Origin of the sequence: Streptomyces sp. LUP47B (assembly GCF_001746295.1) — a bacterium.
Classification (GTDB): domain Bacteria; phylum Actinomycetota; class Actinomycetes; order Streptomycetales; family Streptomycetaceae; genus Streptomyces.
This window is the reverse complement of sequence record NZ_MJAH01000008.1, coordinates 77,917-93,903: the sequence shown is the minus strand read 5'-3', so window position 1 is coordinate 93,903 and position 15,987 is coordinate 77,917. Positions and strand designations below refer to the sequence as shown.

14 protein-coding genes are annotated in these 15,987 nt (G+C 70.8%); 4 read left to right on the top strand and 10 right to left on the bottom strand.

From position 1 onward, the window contains the following. Positions 1-22: 22 nt before the first annotated feature. Positions 23-2,074, bottom strand: coding sequence for a discoidin domain-containing protein (locus BFN33_RS24890; RefSeq protein WP_069762372.1), 2,052 nt, complete (start codon positions 2,072-2,074; stop codon positions 23-25). Between the two features lie 157 nt (positions 2,075-2,231). Beyond that, positions 2,232-3,881 (bottom strand): cellulase family glycosylhydrolase, encoded by a 1,650-nt coding sequence (locus tag BFN33_RS24885; RefSeq protein WP_069762371.1) that lies wholly within the window; start codon positions 3,879-3,881, stop codon positions 2,232-2,234. A gap of 177 nt (positions 3,882-4,058) precedes the next feature. On the opposite strand from BFN33_RS24885, the gene BFN33_RS24880 reads away from it, so the two are divergent. From BFN33_RS24880 to BFN33_RS24870, 3 genes are all read left to right on the top strand, one after another. Then, entirely contained in the window at positions 4,059-5,225 is a 1,167-nt protein-coding gene (locus BFN33_RS24880) for an NUDIX domain-containing protein (protein ID WP_069762370.1), read from the top strand. A gap of 79 nt (positions 5,226-5,304) precedes the next feature. After that, entirely contained in the window at positions 5,305-5,688 is a 384-nt protein-coding gene (locus BFN33_RS24875; RefSeq protein WP_176742463.1) for a DUF779 domain-containing protein, read from the top strand. Between the two features lie 76 nt (positions 5,689-5,764). Beyond that, on the top strand, positions 5,765-7,003 hold the full coding sequence (locus BFN33_RS24870) for a phosphodiester glycosidase family protein (RefSeq protein ID WP_069762369.1): 1,239 nt from the start codon (positions 5,765-5,767) through the stop codon (positions 7,001-7,003). Between the two features lie 2 nt (positions 7,004-7,005). On the opposite strand, the gene BFN33_RS24865 is transcribed toward BFN33_RS24870, so the two are convergent. The 8 genes from BFN33_RS24865 to BFN33_RS24830 form a co-directional block, all read right to left on the bottom strand. After that, positions 7,006-7,200, bottom strand: a complete 195-nt coding sequence (locus tag BFN33_RS24865; protein ID WP_069762368.1) for a hypothetical protein — start codon at positions 7,198-7,200, stop codon at positions 7,006-7,008. A 131-nt stretch (positions 7,201-7,331) separates the two neighbouring features. Continuing rightward, complete coding sequence (locus BFN33_RS24860) at positions 7,332-8,189, bottom strand: phosphatidylinositol-specific phospholipase C/glycerophosphodiester phosphodiesterase family protein (protein WP_069762367.1); 858 nt, start codon at positions 8,187-8,189, stop codon at positions 7,332-7,334. Positions 8,190-8,369: 180 nt separating this feature from the next. Further along, positions 8,370-9,452 carry an acyl-CoA dehydrogenase family protein gene (locus BFN33_RS24855; RefSeq protein ID WP_069762366.1) on the bottom strand — a complete coding sequence of 361 codons (1,083 nt, stop codon included), beginning with the start codon at positions 9,450-9,452 and terminating at the stop codon, positions 8,370-8,372. Next, on the bottom strand, positions 9,449-10,630 hold the full coding sequence (locus BFN33_RS24850) for an acyl-CoA dehydrogenase family protein (RefSeq protein WP_069762365.1): 1,182 nt from the start codon (positions 10,628-10,630) through the stop codon (positions 9,449-9,451). The genes BFN33_RS24855 and BFN33_RS24850 overlap by 4 nt, the downstream gene beginning before the upstream one ends. Further along, positions 10,627-11,595, bottom strand: a complete 969-nt coding sequence (locus tag BFN33_RS24845) for an NADPH:quinone oxidoreductase family protein (protein WP_069762364.1) — start codon at positions 11,593-11,595, stop codon at positions 10,627-10,629. Before BFN33_RS24845 ends, BFN33_RS24850 begins: the two co-directional genes overlap by 4 nt. Before the next feature lie 163 nt (positions 11,596-11,758). Then, positions 11,759-12,595, bottom strand: coding sequence for a prephenate dehydratase (locus BFN33_RS24840; RefSeq protein ID WP_069762363.1), 837 nt, complete (start codon positions 12,593-12,595; stop codon positions 11,759-11,761). 61 nt (positions 12,596-12,656) lie between these two features. After that, entirely contained in the window at positions 12,657-14,315 is a 1,659-nt protein-coding gene (locus BFN33_RS24835) for a phospholipid carrier-dependent glycosyltransferase (RefSeq protein WP_079141004.1), read from the bottom strand. 92 nt (positions 14,316-14,407) lie between these two features. Next, positions 14,408-14,980, bottom strand: coding sequence for a helix-turn-helix domain-containing protein (locus BFN33_RS24830; RefSeq protein WP_069762362.1), 573 nt, complete (start codon positions 14,978-14,980; stop codon positions 14,408-14,410). Between the two features lie 64 nt (positions 14,981-15,044). Here BFN33_RS24830 and BFN33_RS24825 point away from each other — a divergent pair, with 64 nt between their 5' ends. Next, a complete protein-coding gene (locus BFN33_RS24825; RefSeq protein ID WP_069762361.1) occupies positions 15,045-15,980 on the top strand; it encodes an NAD(P)/FAD-dependent oxidoreductase in 936 nt (311 codons plus the stop codon). The last annotated feature ends 7 nt before the right edge of the window (positions 15,981-15,987 follow it).

Sequence of the window (15,987 nt, the reverse complement as noted above, 5' to 3'; positions counted from 1 at the left end):
CGTATCCCCCGCTGTCGAAGAGTCAGCCGCTGTGGACGCCGACCTCGTTGAGCGAGTATCCCCAGTCGGTGCCGCGGCCGAGGCCATGGACGCGCACGTAACGGGCCGGAGTTCCGGTGAACTTGGCGGTGTCCAGGCCACCATCCCCCGAGGTGGTCGACCAGACGGTCTGCCAGTTCGCCCCGTCGGTCGACAGCTCGATCCGGTACGACTTCCCGTACGCCCGCTCCCAGTCGAGCGTGACCTTGGAGACCCGGTTCGTGGAGCCCAGGTCGACCTGCCACCACTGGTCGTCGCTCCAGTCGCTCGCCCAGCGGCTGGAGTCGTCACCATCCACGGCCCGCCCCGGCTGATAGCTGGTGAACGGGTTGGACTCGGACGAACTGGCCGTGGCCGTCTTCCCGTTGGCGAGGTCGACGGACGCCTGGTGCTGCTCGGCGGCGCCCCAGGTGTCGAGGTAGGACTCGGCGCCCCGGAAGAGGTCGTCCACCACACCCTGGCCGCCGACGAGCCGGATGTCCTCGATCCAGTCCGGGATCATTCCGACATGGGCGGCCCCGTCGGTGTTGAGGTCGAAGGTGCGCTGCCCGGAGGTCTGCTTGTCGATGACCGAGCCGCCGTCGACGCTCTTGAAGGGGTACGTCACCTTGTTCGCGGCGTCCGCTCCGCGCGGTGCGGGGTGGTCGCCGATGCCGTTGAAGTCGGTGCCGTAGCCGTAGCCCACGTCGTACTTCTCGCGCAGCGCGTCGGTGCGCTTCGCCTCCGCGGCGAACCCCTCGGAGCCGTGCATGTACTGGGCGACGAAGCCGCCGAGCGAGTAAACCCGCTCGGTCCAGTTGAGGTCCATCCAGCTGTGCGAGGACAGCACGCCGGGGTAGTTCGCGGCCTCGAAGATGTCGAGGACCTGACCGGTGGCCTTGACGCTCATGTGGTCGACCTCGAGCATCATCTTGCGTTTCATCATGCCGCGCACGGCGTACTCACCGAGATCGGTGAGGCCGCGGACGTTGCACTGCGCGGCCTTGTCGTACTCCGGGACCTCGGTGCCGGCCGGCAGGTCGTCCTCCGCCGCGGAGGTGGCCGTGCCGATGGGGTTGTCGTGCTGCGGTCCCTTGCAGGTCTCGGTCTTCCAGAAGGTGCCGGTGGACAGGAACTGCCCGACGTTGATGGCGGTTCCGAGTCCACCCTCGTCGAAGCGGACCCCGCACAGGGCGTTGTCGAACTTGTGGCACAGGAACATGGAGCGCACGCCGAGCCCGTACAGCTCGTCGAGCCCCTTGTCGATGTCGGCCTTGCTGCACTGCCCGATGTCGAGGATCTGCTTGCAGCCGAACGGCTCGGAGGTCTCCACACCGAGGACGACCGCCAGCTTGCCCTGCTCGATGACCTGTCGGGCCTGCGCGCTGTCGGTGACGATCCGGAACCAGCCCTTGCCGGTGCCGCCGTACATCTTGTCGATGAAGGCCTGGAGGTCGTACGTCATCCTGGCCTGCAGCCGGATCGAGGTCATCTCGTCACAACTGCGGTCCTTGAACGGGTAGACGGAGCAGATCATGCCGTTGGTGACGAGGTCGTTCACGAGCACCCGCTGACCGCCGCGCCAGGCACGCTCCACCCAGGCGTAGTAGTCGGCCTGGTGGGTCATGGAGTCGTACGCCGGCCAGTCCTTGAAGGTCGGCCAGCCGGTCGGGTCGTGCTTGCCGTCGCCGCCATGGGTGATGTAGTCGAAGAGCGCGAGGCTGCCGTCGGGGTAGTGCTCGGGACAGTCCTTGAGCGCGTCGGCGACCCCGGCCTCGGAGAACACCTTGCCGCAGATCAGCCGGCCGCCGAAGGCCTCGTTGGAGAAGAGGTGGTTGTGGGCGTCGATGAACCCCTTGACCTCACCGGCGGAGTTGGTGCCGGTGAAGGGCGCTCCCGTCACGTTGATCTGGGCGTCGGGGGTGGGTCTGGCCGTCGGTGTCCACCAGTCGGTGGCCGCCGAACTCGGGGTGGGCCCCAGGATCGTGGCCAGCACCAGGAGGAGCAGAGAGGTGATGGTGATGTTCTTGCGTCGGCGGTAGGTGCGTCCGGCCATGGCCCACGTCCCTCGGTCGGCGGGAGGCGCCGTCGACCGAGGGCGTTTTGACTGCCCTTGGGATTGTCATGACCGGCGCAAGATATGCGTCGAGGATCGCGACTGAGCACGTTCCGAGTCAAGAGTCCGGGACAGTTGACCTGATGCCTGGAGGACATCAACCGTTCACGCAGGCCGCCCCGTTGAGTGTGAAAGCGGTGGGGGCAGTGTTCGTGGCGCCCTTGCTGCCGATGAAGCCGACGGTGACCGAGCCTCCGGCCGGGATCGTGTTGGTGTAGGAGGCCGGCGTGACGGTCACGGAGCCACCGCTCTGCGCGGCGATCCCGCCCCACATGTTGGACACCGTCTGCCCGTTGGCGAAGGCGAAGGCGAGCTTCCAGCCGCTGACGGCGGACGTGCCGGTGTTACGGATGGCGATCTCGCCCTGGAAACCGCCCTGCCAGTCGCCGACCACGCGGTAACCGACGGAGCAGCTCCCGGCGGGCGTGTCGGCGGTGGTGACGCTCACCGTCGCCGAGCGGGCCGACCTGTTCCCGGCCGCGTCGCGGGCGTAAACGGCGAAGGAATAGGCGGTGTTGGCGGTCAGACCCGTCACGGTCACCGAGTTCGCCGTCGAGGCCGCGACCTTCGTCTCGGCGCCACCGCCGACCCGGACGACGTCGTACCCGGCCACGCCAACGTTGTCAGTGGACGCCGTCCAGGACAGGTTCGCGAAGGTCGCCGTCACCGCCGAGGCGGTCGGGGTGCCGGGAGCGGTGGGGGCCTGGGTGTCACTGGAACCGCCGCCGAAGACGGTGGCTTCCTTGGCGGTCTGCGCGATGCCGTTGGCACCGTTGAAGATGCGTTTGCCCCACGAAGTCATCTGCGTCGGGTCGAAGTTGAGCACGAGGTCGAGGATCGGGTCGGTGTTGCCGCTCCAGGACCAGGCCAGGTAACCGATGTCGAGCTGCTCGGCGGTGGCCATCATGGTGTCCTCGTCCGGATCGCCCCACTGGTCGGCGGGACCGCCGAACTCCCCGATCACGATGGGCAGTTTGGCGCTGACGAAGGCGTTGAGATAGTCCGTGATCTCCGCCGCGGTGTCGAAGACGCTGTACATGTGGATCGAGAAGATCAGATTGCCGGTGGTGTCGGCGGCGTACACGGACTGGGCGTTGGCGCGCATGACGCCCTGCCAGTCCTGGCCCCAGTTGGGGGCGTCCACCATGATCGTGTGCTCGAAGCCGGCGTTCCGGAGCTTCTGGATCGCGGCGATCGTCGGGGCGGTCCAGCCGGCGGGGTCGGTGTTGCCCCAGGGCTCGTTGCCGATGTTGAGGACGATGTAGTCCTCCTGGCCGGCCAGGACGCTCTTCAGGCCGATCCAGTAGTCGGCGGCCTGGTCGAGGGTGCCGGCTGCGCTGTCCTCGCCGTATCCGGTGGTGTCGTGCACCTCCAGGACACAGATGAGCCGGTTGGCCTTGCACTGGGCGATCACATTGGCCACGTCCGAGGCGGTGTTGGCGGTCCAGCGGTGGCCGTCGGCCAGGACCACCCGGACGGTGTTGGCGCCCTGCGCCTTGATGTCGGCCAGCGACCCCAGATCGTTCGGGTACCAGGTGTGGGCGTGGTTGACGCCCCGCATGACGAAGTCGTTGCCGTTGCCTTCGACCAGGCGGCCGTTGCTGATGTGCAGACCGGTGGCCTGGGTGCCGGGCTCCTCGGCGGCCTGGGCCGCGCTCGGCCCCAGGGCGCCGAGCACCACCAGTCCGAGGAGGGCGGCCAGTCCGGCCAGTAACGCGCTCAGGGGGCTCTTTCTTGTTCTTCTCACTGCGGCTCCAGGGATGGGTGAGACGGTCGGAAAGAAGCATGGGAGCGCTCCCATAGAAGCCACTCTGCCAAGTACACGTCAAGACAAGGGACGGAAATGGGCGGTGCCCCTCGGCAACTCGGTGGCCCCGAGCTCGCATAGGGTTCCCCACCTCGACCACCGCATCCGGGAGGCACGTTGACCACGCGACCCGTCGGCCCCGACGCCGTCAACGCCGAGGCCTGGCACACCTACGGCGACCACCATCTGCGGCGCGGCACGGTCCTCCCGGAGCTGGAGCGGTTCGACTGGGGCCTGCGGGGCATCGGGCCGGGCGCGGAGATCCTCGGTGAGCTCGCGGGGCGGCGCGTGCTCGACCTCGGGTGCGGCCCGGCCCGGCACGCGGCGCATCTCGTCCGGGCGTACGGCGCCTCGGTGGACGCCGTCGACTCCTCCCCCACGCAGCACGAACGGGCCCTCGCACGCTACGGCTCCCTGCCCGGACTGCGCCTGATCAGGGCGGACGCCGTCGAGCACCTCGGCACGGCACAGCCGTACGACGTCGTCTACTCCGTCAACGCGGTGCCCTACGTCGACCCCCGTCGGCTGCTGCCCGCCCTCGCCACGGCGCTCCGGCCCGGCGGGACGCTGTGCTTCACCGTGCTGCACACCAACTCCGCGGGAGAGGGTCCCTCGTCGGCCGTCGAGCCCCGGCCCGAGATCCTGCGGTTCGCCGGGGGTGGGGAGGTCGCCGTGGGGATGTGGGTGCTGACTCCGGAACTCTGGACGGACCTGCTCGGCGAGCACGGCCTGCGAGTCGAGGGGATCGACGTCCTCGACGCGCCGGAGGAGGGCAACCACGCCTCCTACCGGATCTTCCGGGCGACCCGGCCGGTCCGGGTCTCCTCCCGTCCGCGCACCAACCGGGGGCCGATCCCACACGCGGCGATCGGCGCCGGGGCCATCCTGTACGGCCCTCGCGGACTGCTTCTCGGCCGGCACCGGCGCGGGACCTGGGAGTTGCCGGGAGGCACGGTGGAGCCCGGGGAGTCGCTGGCGGAGACGGTCGTGCGCGAACTCCGCGAGGAGACCGGCGTCGAGGCCGGCCCCGCCGACGTCCGGCTGCTGGGCACGCTCCTCGACGACGTGGAGGGCGTGGTGCGGATGACCGTGGCCGCCCAGGTCACCGCCTGGCGGGGCGAGCCCTCGGACCAGCCCGACGAACGCGTCGGCGACTGGCGCTGGTTCGCCCTGGACCGGCTCCCGGAGAACCTGTTCGTGTGCAGCGCCCAGGGCCTGACGGCATGGCGCCCGGACCTGCCGATCGACCACGCTCCGGCCCACTTCACGCCGTACGCCGGATAGGGCCTGGCCGGCGGATCTGGCCCTGGCCCTGGAGCCGTGCAACCCCCTCGCAACGTTCACCCTGCTGCACTCGACGACCATGGACGACGATTCCGTACGTGCCGTGTCCGACGAGGTGCCGCGCGTCGAGCTCACGCCCGCGGCCGCCGAGCTGCTGCGCCGGTTGCGCGAGGCGCACGGGCCGCTGATGTTCCATCAGTCCGGCGGCTGCTGTGACGGCAGCGCGCCGATGTGCTATCCGGCGGGCGAGTTCCGCACCGGCGGCTCGGACGTGCTGCTCGCCGAGCTGGACGTGCCGGGGGTCGGGGAGCCGGTCACGTTCTGGATGTCGAGGAGCCAGTACGCGGTGTGGAGCCACACCCGGCTGATCGTGGACGTCGTCGAGGGCCGGGGCAGTGGGTTCTCGCTGGAGGCACCCGAGGGGGTACGTTTCCTCATCCGTTCGCGTGTGGTCGGCGCCTAGCCGTCCCCTGTGTCATCGCTGTCTGATGCACTCTTCCTGAGTCCTGGGAACAGTTGACGAGACATCAGGGAGAGCTGTGACGCATCGTCGAAGACGTTTCGAAGCAGGCAGATCGGTACTGACGTTTCTCGCGGCACTCGGCACGCTGGCCGGTGCGGCCCTGGTGGGGGCGGCACCGGCCGGCGCCGCGCCGGGGTGGACACGGCTCGCGACCGGCGTGCAGTACGAGGAGTTCGACATCGACGCGGCCGCGGGCGTGGCGCATGCCCATGTGATCGGCGTGGACCTCAGCGATCCGCGGGTGCGACTGGAGCTGCTGTATCCGGGGGCGGTGGCGGCGCGGGCCACGGTGTCCCGGCTGGCCAGCGCACAGGGCGCGCTCGCGGGGGTGAACGGCGACTTCTTCAACATCACGGAGGGCCAGCACCCGGGCGTCGAGGCCACCGGCGCGAGTGTGGGCCCGGCGATCGCGCAGGGCCGCGCCCTCAAGGCGGCGGTGCCGAAAGGCCAGCGCTTCGGGCCCGCGCTGCCGTCCGGCGCGAGCACCAAGGACGTGTTCGGCGTGGGCACCGACGGTCAGGCCCGCCTCGACGACCTGGCGCTCGACGGGTCGGTGACCACGCCCGGGGGAAAGCTGCCGCTCGGCGGGCTGAACCAGTACGCGCTGCCCGTGGGCTCGGTCGGGGCGTTCACCTCGGACTGGGGCAGCGTCTCCCGGGTGCGGTCGACGTGCGGGACGGACACCGACCGGGCCGCCCCGTGCAGCACGGACACCTACGAGGTGACGGTCCGCGCCGGGAAGGTCGTGGCCACGGCCGACATCCCGGGCAGCGGACCGATCGCCGCCGGCACCACCGTGCTCGTGGGCCGGGAGGCGGGCGCACAGCACCTGCGGAAGCTGTCCGTCGGCGCGGCGGTGACGGTGCGGCACCGACTGGTCGCGGCCTCGGCGAAGCTCCCGTACCGCTTCGCGCTCGGCGGCTACCCGGTGCTCGACGACGGCCTCCCGCTGCCCGGCCTCGACGACACGACGTCGGCCGTGCGCACGGCCGTGGGCGTCGCGGACGGCGGACGGCGGCTGTATCTCCTCGCGCTGGACGGGTCGCCCGACTATCGCGGTGGGCTGACGATCGCCGAAGTGGCGGACACCATGCGGACGCTGGGCTCCGTCGACGCCTTCAGCCTGGACGGCGGGGGTTCCACGACCATGGCCGCCCGGATGCCGGGCACGAGCTCCGTCACCGCCCTCAACCACCCCTCCGGCGGCGCCGAGCGGCCCGTACCGAACGGCATCGGAGTCTTCTCCACGGGCTGAGGTCAGGGGCGCAGACTGCTGACGATGTCGGCCGTCGCCGTGAGGCCGCTGTGGACGGTGGGCGCGATGCTCGTGCCGGCGAGCAGGAAGCCGAACAGCGCGCACACCAGCGCGTGGGAGACCTTGAGTCCACCGCTGCGCAGGAAGATCACCGCCAGGATCAGCAGCAGCACCACTAGGGAAATGGAAATCGCCATGGACAGCCTCCTCCGCCACGCCGCCAGGTCCGATTCACGGCGTTCGGCCGCAAGTGTGGCGTAGCGGAGGGTTCGTCCGGGCGGCTGAAGCGTCCTCCGAACGGGTGGTGTCCGTGCCTGTTCCGAGGCGCCTATCGGTGGCCGTCCAGGAAGGCCTCCAGGCCCGCCAGGTCGTCGGTGTTGAGATAGTCGACGCCGGCGGCGTGCAGCTCGGCCCACAGCGCGTCGCGGGCGGGGGTCGCGAGGTCCGGGGTGGCCCAGAACCGCACCTTCTGCCCGCGCGCGTGGGCCTGCTGGACGATGCTCCGCAGCTTCTGCCGCTCGGCGTCGGGGAAGACGCCCTCGCCGAGCCAGGTGAAGTTGAGCGTCCAGTTGTCGCTGATCAGCGGGATGAGGGAGGCGGGCGCCGAGGTGCCGAGGTCGGCGAGCCGGCCGTCGTAGAACGCCCGGCGCACGCTCTGGGCCTCCATCGGCACACGTGCGGCGCGGTCGCCGGAGATCACCGCGGTCACCGGGCCGGGGACGACCTTGCCGTGCGCGTAGGTCGTGAACAGGTGCTTGTAGCGCCGCAGATGGCGGTCGAGTTCGAGGTAGGTCGAGGACCCTTCGGTCTTGATGTCGACGAGCAGTTGCAGGGGACGGCGGTAACCCCGGTACACCGCATCGTGGTTGGCCTTGACGATCCTGGCCAGCGGGTCGAGGTAGAGGGACTCGAGGGTGCGCGTCGGGTCGAGGTCGTCCACGGTGTGGCCGACGAGGAGCTGGTCGCCGACGAGGAAGATGTCGGCCTCGACGCTGCCGAAGCGGTGGTCGAGGGCGTCGAGGAGGGGCCGCGGATGCTCGTAGTCGTTGTGGGCGTGGGCCCGCCACAACGGACGGGGGCGGTGTCCCTGGCTGTCGGCCCAGGCGCTGCCGACGGGCGGGGCGAGCGTCGCCGCGACCGCGGCGCCGAGGGTGGTGAGGGCTCTGCGACGAGTGATGAGGGCCATGTTCTGCCTCCCTGTGGGGCGGGTCGAAACCACAGGGAGTATCGGGCACTTCGGCCCTCGATGAACCTGTACATGCCAGGAGTTGGCCGGACTGCCGCCGCTCGTTCACTCCTTCCGCTCGGGCGCACGGAAAAGCCCGCCCCAGGTGGGGCGGGCTTCACCGAGTTCACCAAGTGACGCTCAAGGTGCCTGGAGTTCGACGAGTTCGGCCAACCGGGCACAATGCGCGCCCGCCGTGCCGTAGGCGATCGAGTCGGCCTTGGCCCGCTTGAGATAGAGGTGCACCGGGTGCTCCCACGTCATGCCGATCCCCGCGTGCAGCTGGAGCGCCTCCTCGGCGGCGTGCACGGCGACGGATGCCGCGTAGGCCTGCGCGACGGCGACGGCCACGTCGGCGTCCTCACCCGTCGCGAGCGCGTCGGCCGCGTTCCGGGCGGCGGCACGGAGGTTGACGACCTCCAGCCACAGCTGGGCGAGCCGGTGCTTGAGCGCCTGGAACCCGCCGACAGGCCGGTTGAACTGCTTGCGCTCCTTGAGGTAGCGCACGGTCTCGGTCAACGTCCATTCGGCGAGCCCGAATTGTTCGGAGGCGAGCAGTCCGGCGCCGGCCCGGAGCGCGCGGTGCACGGCGACTTCGGCGTCACCCAGCAGGCGGCCCCGCGCCCCGTCGAGGGTGACGGTCGCGAGCGGTCGGGTCAGGTCGAAGGAGACCTGGGGAGTGACCGTCGCGGAGGTGGCTTCCACCGCGTACAGCCCGCCGTCGTCCGCGGGCACGAGCAGCACGTCGGCCGCCTGGGCGTCCGCGATCGCCGACAACTCCCCGTGCAGGGTGCCCTCTTCGTGACGTACGACCTGGTAGGCGCCGCCCGGGGCGACGCTCAGGGAAACGGCGAGGGCGCCGGTCTTCCGCCCGGAGGCGAGCTCGGCGAGGAGGTCGTCGGCGTCGCAGGCGAGCAGGGCCTCGGTGGCGACGACCGCACTGGTGAGATAGGGCACGGGAGCGACCGCGCGCCCCAACTCCTCCAGCACCACGGCGACTTCGCGGTGCGTGGCGCCCTGACCGCCCTTGTCCTCGGGCACCAGGAGCCCGGCGAGGCCCATGCCGTCGGCGAGGGCCTTCCAGGCGGCGAGGTCGTGCGGGGTGTCCGACTCGGTGCGGGCGATCACACCCGGCGCGTCGCAGTGGTCGGCGAGGAGGTCCCGTACGGCGGCCCGCAGCGCCTCTTCCTCCTCCGAGTACAGCAGATCGGGCTGTGCGCTCATCGGGACAGGTCCTTCCAGGCGACGTCCTTGTCGGTGCGCGGCTCGGCCGGCAGGCCCAGGACGCGCTCGGCGACGATGTTCAGCAGGACCTCGCTGGTCCCGCCCTCGATGCTGTTGCCCTTGGAGCGCAGGTAGCGGTAGCCGGCGTCGCGGCCGGTGAAGTCCACCAGCTCCGGGCGCCGCAGGGTCCAGTCGTCGTACAACAGGCCCTCCTCGCCGCGCAGTTCGACCTCCAGGCCGCTGATCTCCTGGTTGAGGCGGGCGAAGGCGAGCTTCATCCCGGCGCCCTCGGGTCCGGGCTGTCCGGCGACGAGTTGCTGGCGCAGGCGCTCCGCGGTGAGACGGGCGACCTCGGAGTCGACCCAGAGCTTCAGCAGGCGCTGGTGCAGGTCCTGGGTGCGCAGTTCGGGGCGCTCGCGCCAGGTCTTCGAGACCGGGCCGATCATGCCGCCCTCGCGGGGCAGCCGCATGCCGCCGATGGCGACCCGCTCGTTGTTCAGCGTGGTCTGTGCGACCTTCCAGCCGTCGCCGACCTCGCCGAGCCGGTGGCTGTCGGGGATGCGGACGTCGGTGAGGAAGACCTCGTTGAACTCGGCCTCGCCGGTGATCTGGCGCAGCGGCCGCACCTCGACACCGGGGTCGGTCATGTCGCAGAGGAAGTAGGTGATGCCCGCGTGCTTGGGCACGTCGGGGTCGGTGCGGGCGATAAGAATGGCCCAGCGGGAGTTGTGGGCGCCGGACGTCCACACCTTCTGCCCGTTGACCACCCAGCTGTCGCCCTCACGCACGGCCCGGGTGCCGAGCGCGGCAAGGTCGGATCCGGCGCCGGGCTCACTGAACAGCTGGCACCAGATCTCCTCCCCCACCCACAGGGGCCGCAGGAAGCGCTGCTTCTGCTCGTCGGTGCCGTACCTGAGGATCGTCGGCGCGGCCATGCCGAGGCCGATGCCGTTGCGCCGCGGGTCGTTGTCGGGAGCGCCCGCGGCCTCCAACTCGGCGTCCACGACGGCCTGGAGGGAGCGGGGCGCGTTCAGGCCGCCGAGGCCCTCGGGGTAGTGCACCCAGGCGAGCCCGGCGTCGAAGCGGGCCTTGAGGAAGTCGAGCCGGTCCGTGGTCGCGGGCGGGTGCGCGGCCAGCAACTCGGCGGTGCGGCGCCCCAGTTCGGCTGCGTCGGTCATGCCTGTGCTCCCGTGGGTACGACGGCGATCCGACCGGTGGTCACCCCGTCGCCGAGGCGCTGCACGGCGCCCGCGGCTCCGGCGAGCGGCACCCGCTCGCTGACCAGCGGCTTGATCGCACCCCGGGCGGCCAGTTCGGTGAGCTGCTCGTGGCAGTGCTGGACCAGCTTGGGGTTCTTGGTGTTGTACAGGCCCCAGTGCAGGCCCAGGATCGCGTAGTTCTTCACCAGGGCGTGGTTGAGACCGGGACTCGGGATGGTCCCGCCGGCGAAGCCGACGACGACGATCCGCCCTTCGAAGGCGACGACCTTGGTCGACTGCGTGTAGGCCTCTCCGCCCACGGGGTCGTAGATCACATCGGCGCCCCGGCCCCCGGTGGCCTCCTTCACGGCGGAGACGACGTCCTGGCTCCGCCGGTCGACCACCACGTCACAGCCCAGCTCCCGGGCGACGGCCGCCTTCTCGGCACCGCCGACGACACCGATGACGGTGGCCCCGGCCGCCTTGCCGAGCTGCACGGCCGCGCTGCCGACCCCTCCCGCGGCGGCGTGGACGAGCAGCGTCTCGCCGGCCTCCAGGTGAGCCCGCCGGTGCAGACCGAACCAGCCCGTCTGGTAGCCGATGTGCAGGGCGGCGGCCTCGGCGTCGTCCAGGGAGTCCGGCGCGGACAGCAGAGCGGCGGCGTCGGCGACGGCGTACTCGGCGAATCCGCCGTACGGCAGCGCGGGGTTGGCGATCACCCGCCGTCCGTCCTCGGTCTCGCCGCAGATCTCCACGCCCGGCGTGAAGGGCAGCGGCGGCCGGACCTGGTAGTGGCCGCGGCACATCAGCACGTCCGGGAAGTTGATGTTCGCGGCGCGCACCTTCAGCAGGACCTGGCCCTCACCGGGAACGGGCTGCGCCACGTCCGCGAGGCGCATCACCTCGCTCGGCTCGCCGTTCTCGTGCACTTGCCAAGCCTGCATGGGGGGCCTCCACGGGACTGCGTCGTCATGCCGGGGTCTGACCGGGGTCCTCCGCATACTAAGCGGTCGCTTGCCGATCGGGAACAGCCCGTGGGGAGAAAGTGTCGGCACCCACATTGCGCGTGGCCCGTGCCCCCCGTCGCGTCCTGCCTCGCGACGCCGTTCAGCGATCCAGCCGGTGCGGGTGGGACGGGTAGACACCCAGGATGCGTACCTCGGTGGAGAAGAAGCCCAGTTCGTGCAGGGCGAGGGCGACGTGCTGCTCGTCGGGGTGGCCCTCGATCTCGGCGTAGAAGCGACTGGCGTTCAGACCCGCGCCGATCTGGTAGCTCTCGATCTTCGTGAGGTTCACCCCGCTGGTGGCGAACCCGCCGAGCGCCTTGAAGAGCGCGCTGGGGATGTTGCGCACGGAGAAGAACAGACTCGTCATCGTCGGCTCCCCGGTGGGCGGGGCCACGGCGGCCTCCCGGGACAGGACGACGAACCGGGTGGTGTTGTCCGGGTCGTCCTCGACCCCGGAGCGCAGCACGTCGAGACCGTACAGCCCGGCCGCGGCGGGCGGGGCGAGCGCCGCGTGCCGCGGGTCGCCCAGCTCGGCCACCTCGCGCGCCGCTCCGGCCGTGTCGTCGGTGACGAGGGTGCGCCAGCCACCCTCCCGCAGCACCTTGCGGCACTGCCCGAGTGCATGCACATGGCTGCGCACGCACTCCACCTGATCCGGTGTCGCCCCCGGCACCCCCATCAGGTCGAAGCGGATGGCGAGGAAGTGCTCGGCGATGATGAACAGCCCCGACTCGGGCAGCAGATGGTGGACGTCGGCCACCCGGCCGGCCGCGGAGTTGTCCACCGGGATCACGGCGAGGTCGGCGGTGCCGAGCGTCACCGCGTCCAGGGCCTGCTCGAAGCTCGTGCAGGGCTGCTCGGCGCACCCGGGGTACAGGGTGTGCGCGGCGGTCGCCGAGTTGGATCCGGGTTCACCTTGGTAAGCGACGGTCGTCACGGGGTTCGTTCTCTTGTCGTCGGGCGGCAGAAGCTCCGTAACGTATCAGGGCGGCTGCGTCTCAGATCCAGGTGTCCAGCCACATCCTTGAGTGCCAGTCGGCGTACGGGATCGTCTCCCCGGTGTAGAGCGGGAAGAAGTAGACGAAGTTCCAGACGATGAGCAGGACGAGGGTGCCTGCGGCCACCGCGCCCTGTGCGCGCCGCCTGCGGTCCGCCCCCGGTGGCCCGACGATCGCGCCCACCGTCATCGCCACGGCCAGGCACAGGTACGGCACGAAGACGACCGCGTAGAAGGAGAAGATCGTACGGTCCTGGTACAGGAACCAGGGCAGATACCCCGCGCCCACCCCGCACAGGACGGCGCCGGCCCGCCAGTCGCGGCGCAGCGCCCAGCGGAAGAGCAGGTAGAGCAGGGCGCCGCACGCCGCCCACCACAGGAGCGGTGTGCCGAGGGCGAGGACGGTCCGGGAGCAGTCGACCGACGTGGCGCAGCCGTCCTGGCCGGGTTTCGGCGACTGGTAGTCGAACAGCACGGGGCGGCCCTGGACCAGCCAGCTCCAGGGGCTGGACTGGTATTTGTGCGGGGTGTGCAGCCCCACGTTGAAGTCGTACACCAGGTACTCGTAGTGCCACAGGCTGCGGAGCGGGGCGGGGATCCAAGACCAGGTGCCGCCGCGGCCGTCGGCCCAGTGACGTCCGTAACCGTCGTCGGACAGGAACCAGCCGGTCCAGGTCGCCAGATAGGTGGTCAACGCGACCGGGACCAGCGAGAGGACCGACGGGCCGAGGTCCTTGCGCAGCACCGCCCGGCAGGGGTCACTCGCCCCGGCGACGCGGCGGGAGCCGACATCCCACAGCACCGTCAGGAGGGCGAAGAAGACCAGCACGTACAGGCCGTTCCACTTGGTGGAGGCCGCCAGCCCCAGGAGGACGCCGGCGGCGAGCCGCCAGGGGCGCAGTCCGGTTCCGGTGTGGTCGGCGGCGTGCTCGTCCGGGCGCGCGCGGCCGTCCTCGCCGACCGGCAGGGCGGCCGCGAGCCGGGCCCGTGCGTGGTCCCGGTCGACCAGCAGGCAGCCGAACGCCGCCAGGACGAAGAACATGACGAGGAGGTCCAGCAGGGCGGTACGGCTCATCACCACATGCAGACCGTCCACCGCGAGGAGCGCGCCGGCCAGACAGCCCAGCGGTGTCGAACGGAACAGACGGCGTCCGATGCGGCACAGCATGAGCACCGACAGGGTGCCCAGGGCCGCCGTCATGAAGCGCCAGCCGAACGGGGTGAGCCCGAACATCCACTCGCCGAAGGCGATCACCCACTTGCCCGTCGGCGGATGCGCGACGAACGCCCCCGTGTCGGTGAGCGAGACGACCTGGGGGTGGGCGAGGATCTGCGGGTCGGCGATCTTCCGGTCCGGCCAGTTGCCCTCGTAGCCGAGGTGCAGCAGGGACCAGGCGTCCTTGGCGTAGTAGGTCTCGTCGAAGACAACGGCCCGCGGCCGGCCGAGGTGCCAAAAGCGGATCGTGCCGGCAAGGACGGCGACGAGCACCGGTCCCAGCCAGTCCCACACCGACGACTTCGGAAAGCGGGGGACGAGACGCTCGCGGAGGTCGGTTCCGGGACGGGCCGCGTACCCGAATCGGCGAAGTCGCGCCTGCCAGTCGCGGGGCGCTGTCGTCGGACGGATGCCGACGACGGGGGAACGGGTCACATCGGTCACCGGACAGCCAGTCCTGCCGCGGAGTGTGCCCGGGGCGATATCTCGTGCATCCGGTGAACTTACCTGGGCCGTCGTCCAGTTGTCTTAGTTCCTCATGCCTTCCGGGGGCGTGCCCGGACGTGGATCCGCTCCCCCTGCGGCCCGAACAGGCTGAGGAACTCGGCCGGTCCCTCCCCCGTCGACCCGAACCAGTGCGGCACCCGGGTGTCGAACTCCGCCGCCTCGCCCGCCGTCATCACCACGTCGTGCTCGCCCAGCACCACCCTCAGCCGCCCCGCCAGGACGTACAGCCACTCGTAGCCCTCGTGGGTGCGCAGCTCCGGCTCCTCCTCGCGGCGCGGCACCAGCACCTTGAAGGCCTGGAGGCCGCCGGGCTGCCGGGTGAGCGGCCAGAAGGTGCGTCCGTGTCGTTCGACCGGCGCGGACCGCACCCGGGGATCGCCGACCGGCGGGGCGCCGACGAGTTCGTCGAGCGGCACCTGATGGGCCTGGGCGATCGGCAGCAGCAGCTCCAGGCTGGGCTTGCGCAGGCCGGACTCCAGCCGGGAGAGCGTGCTCACGGAGATGCCGGTCGTCTCCGAGAGCGCCGCGAGGGTCACCTCCCGATCCTTCCGCAGCCGCCTGAGCCGGGGACCCACTTCGGCGAGAACGTCGTCGGTAGTCATACCCGTATTGCAGAATCGGCAAAGTTGTTTGTCAATCCCGCGCCCGCGGAGCGACCGTGGCGGCATGAGCGAGACATACGACGAGACATACGAAGTGATCGTGATCGGTGGCGGCGCGGCGGGCCTGTCCGCCGCCCTCGTCCTGGGCCGGGCCCGGCGTCACACCCTGGTCGTCGACGCGGGCGAACCACGCAACGCGCCCGCCGCGCACATGCAGGGCTTTCTCACCCGGGACGGCATGCCGCCCGCCGAGTTCCTGGCGCTCGGGCGCGAGGAGATCAAGGGGTACGGCGTCGAGCTTGTCCGGGACCGCGTGGTCGAGGTCGCCCCGGGCTTCGCCGTGACCCTGGCGAGCGGGCGGGTGCTCAGGGCCCGTCGCCTCGTCGTCGCGACCGGCCTCAAGGACGAGCTCCCGGAGGTGCCCGGTGTCGCGGCGCGCTTCGGCAAGGACGTCCTGCACTGCCCGTACTGCCACGGCTGGGAGGTCCGCGACCAGGCCTTCGGCGTCCTCGCCACGACCCCGCTCAGCGTGCACCAGGCGCTGATGGTCTCCCAGTGGTCGAAGGACGTGATCCTCTTCCTGCACAAGGTCGCCGAGTCCGAGCTCTCGGACGACGATCTGCGCAGGCTGGCCGCGGCCGGCGTCGGCGTGGTGCCCGGGGAGGTCGCGGAGCTGGTCGTGACGGATGACCGGCTCACCGCCGTACGACTGGCGGACGGCACGACGCACGCACGCGAGGTCGTCTTCACCGCGCCCCGGGCCGTCCCGAGGAACGGCCTGCTGCAGCGGCTCGGAGCCGAGCTCCAGGAGACGCCGTTCGGCAGCTACCCCGTGGTCGACGGGAACTGGCAGACGACCGTGCCCGGTGTGTACGCCGTGGGCAACGCGGCCGGCTTCGCGGAGCAGGTGATCAACGCGGCGAGCGCGGGATACCGGGCGGCGGCCACGATCAACGGGGAGCTGCTGATGAGCGACCTCGACGCGGCCGTAGGCGCATAGTCGGGGT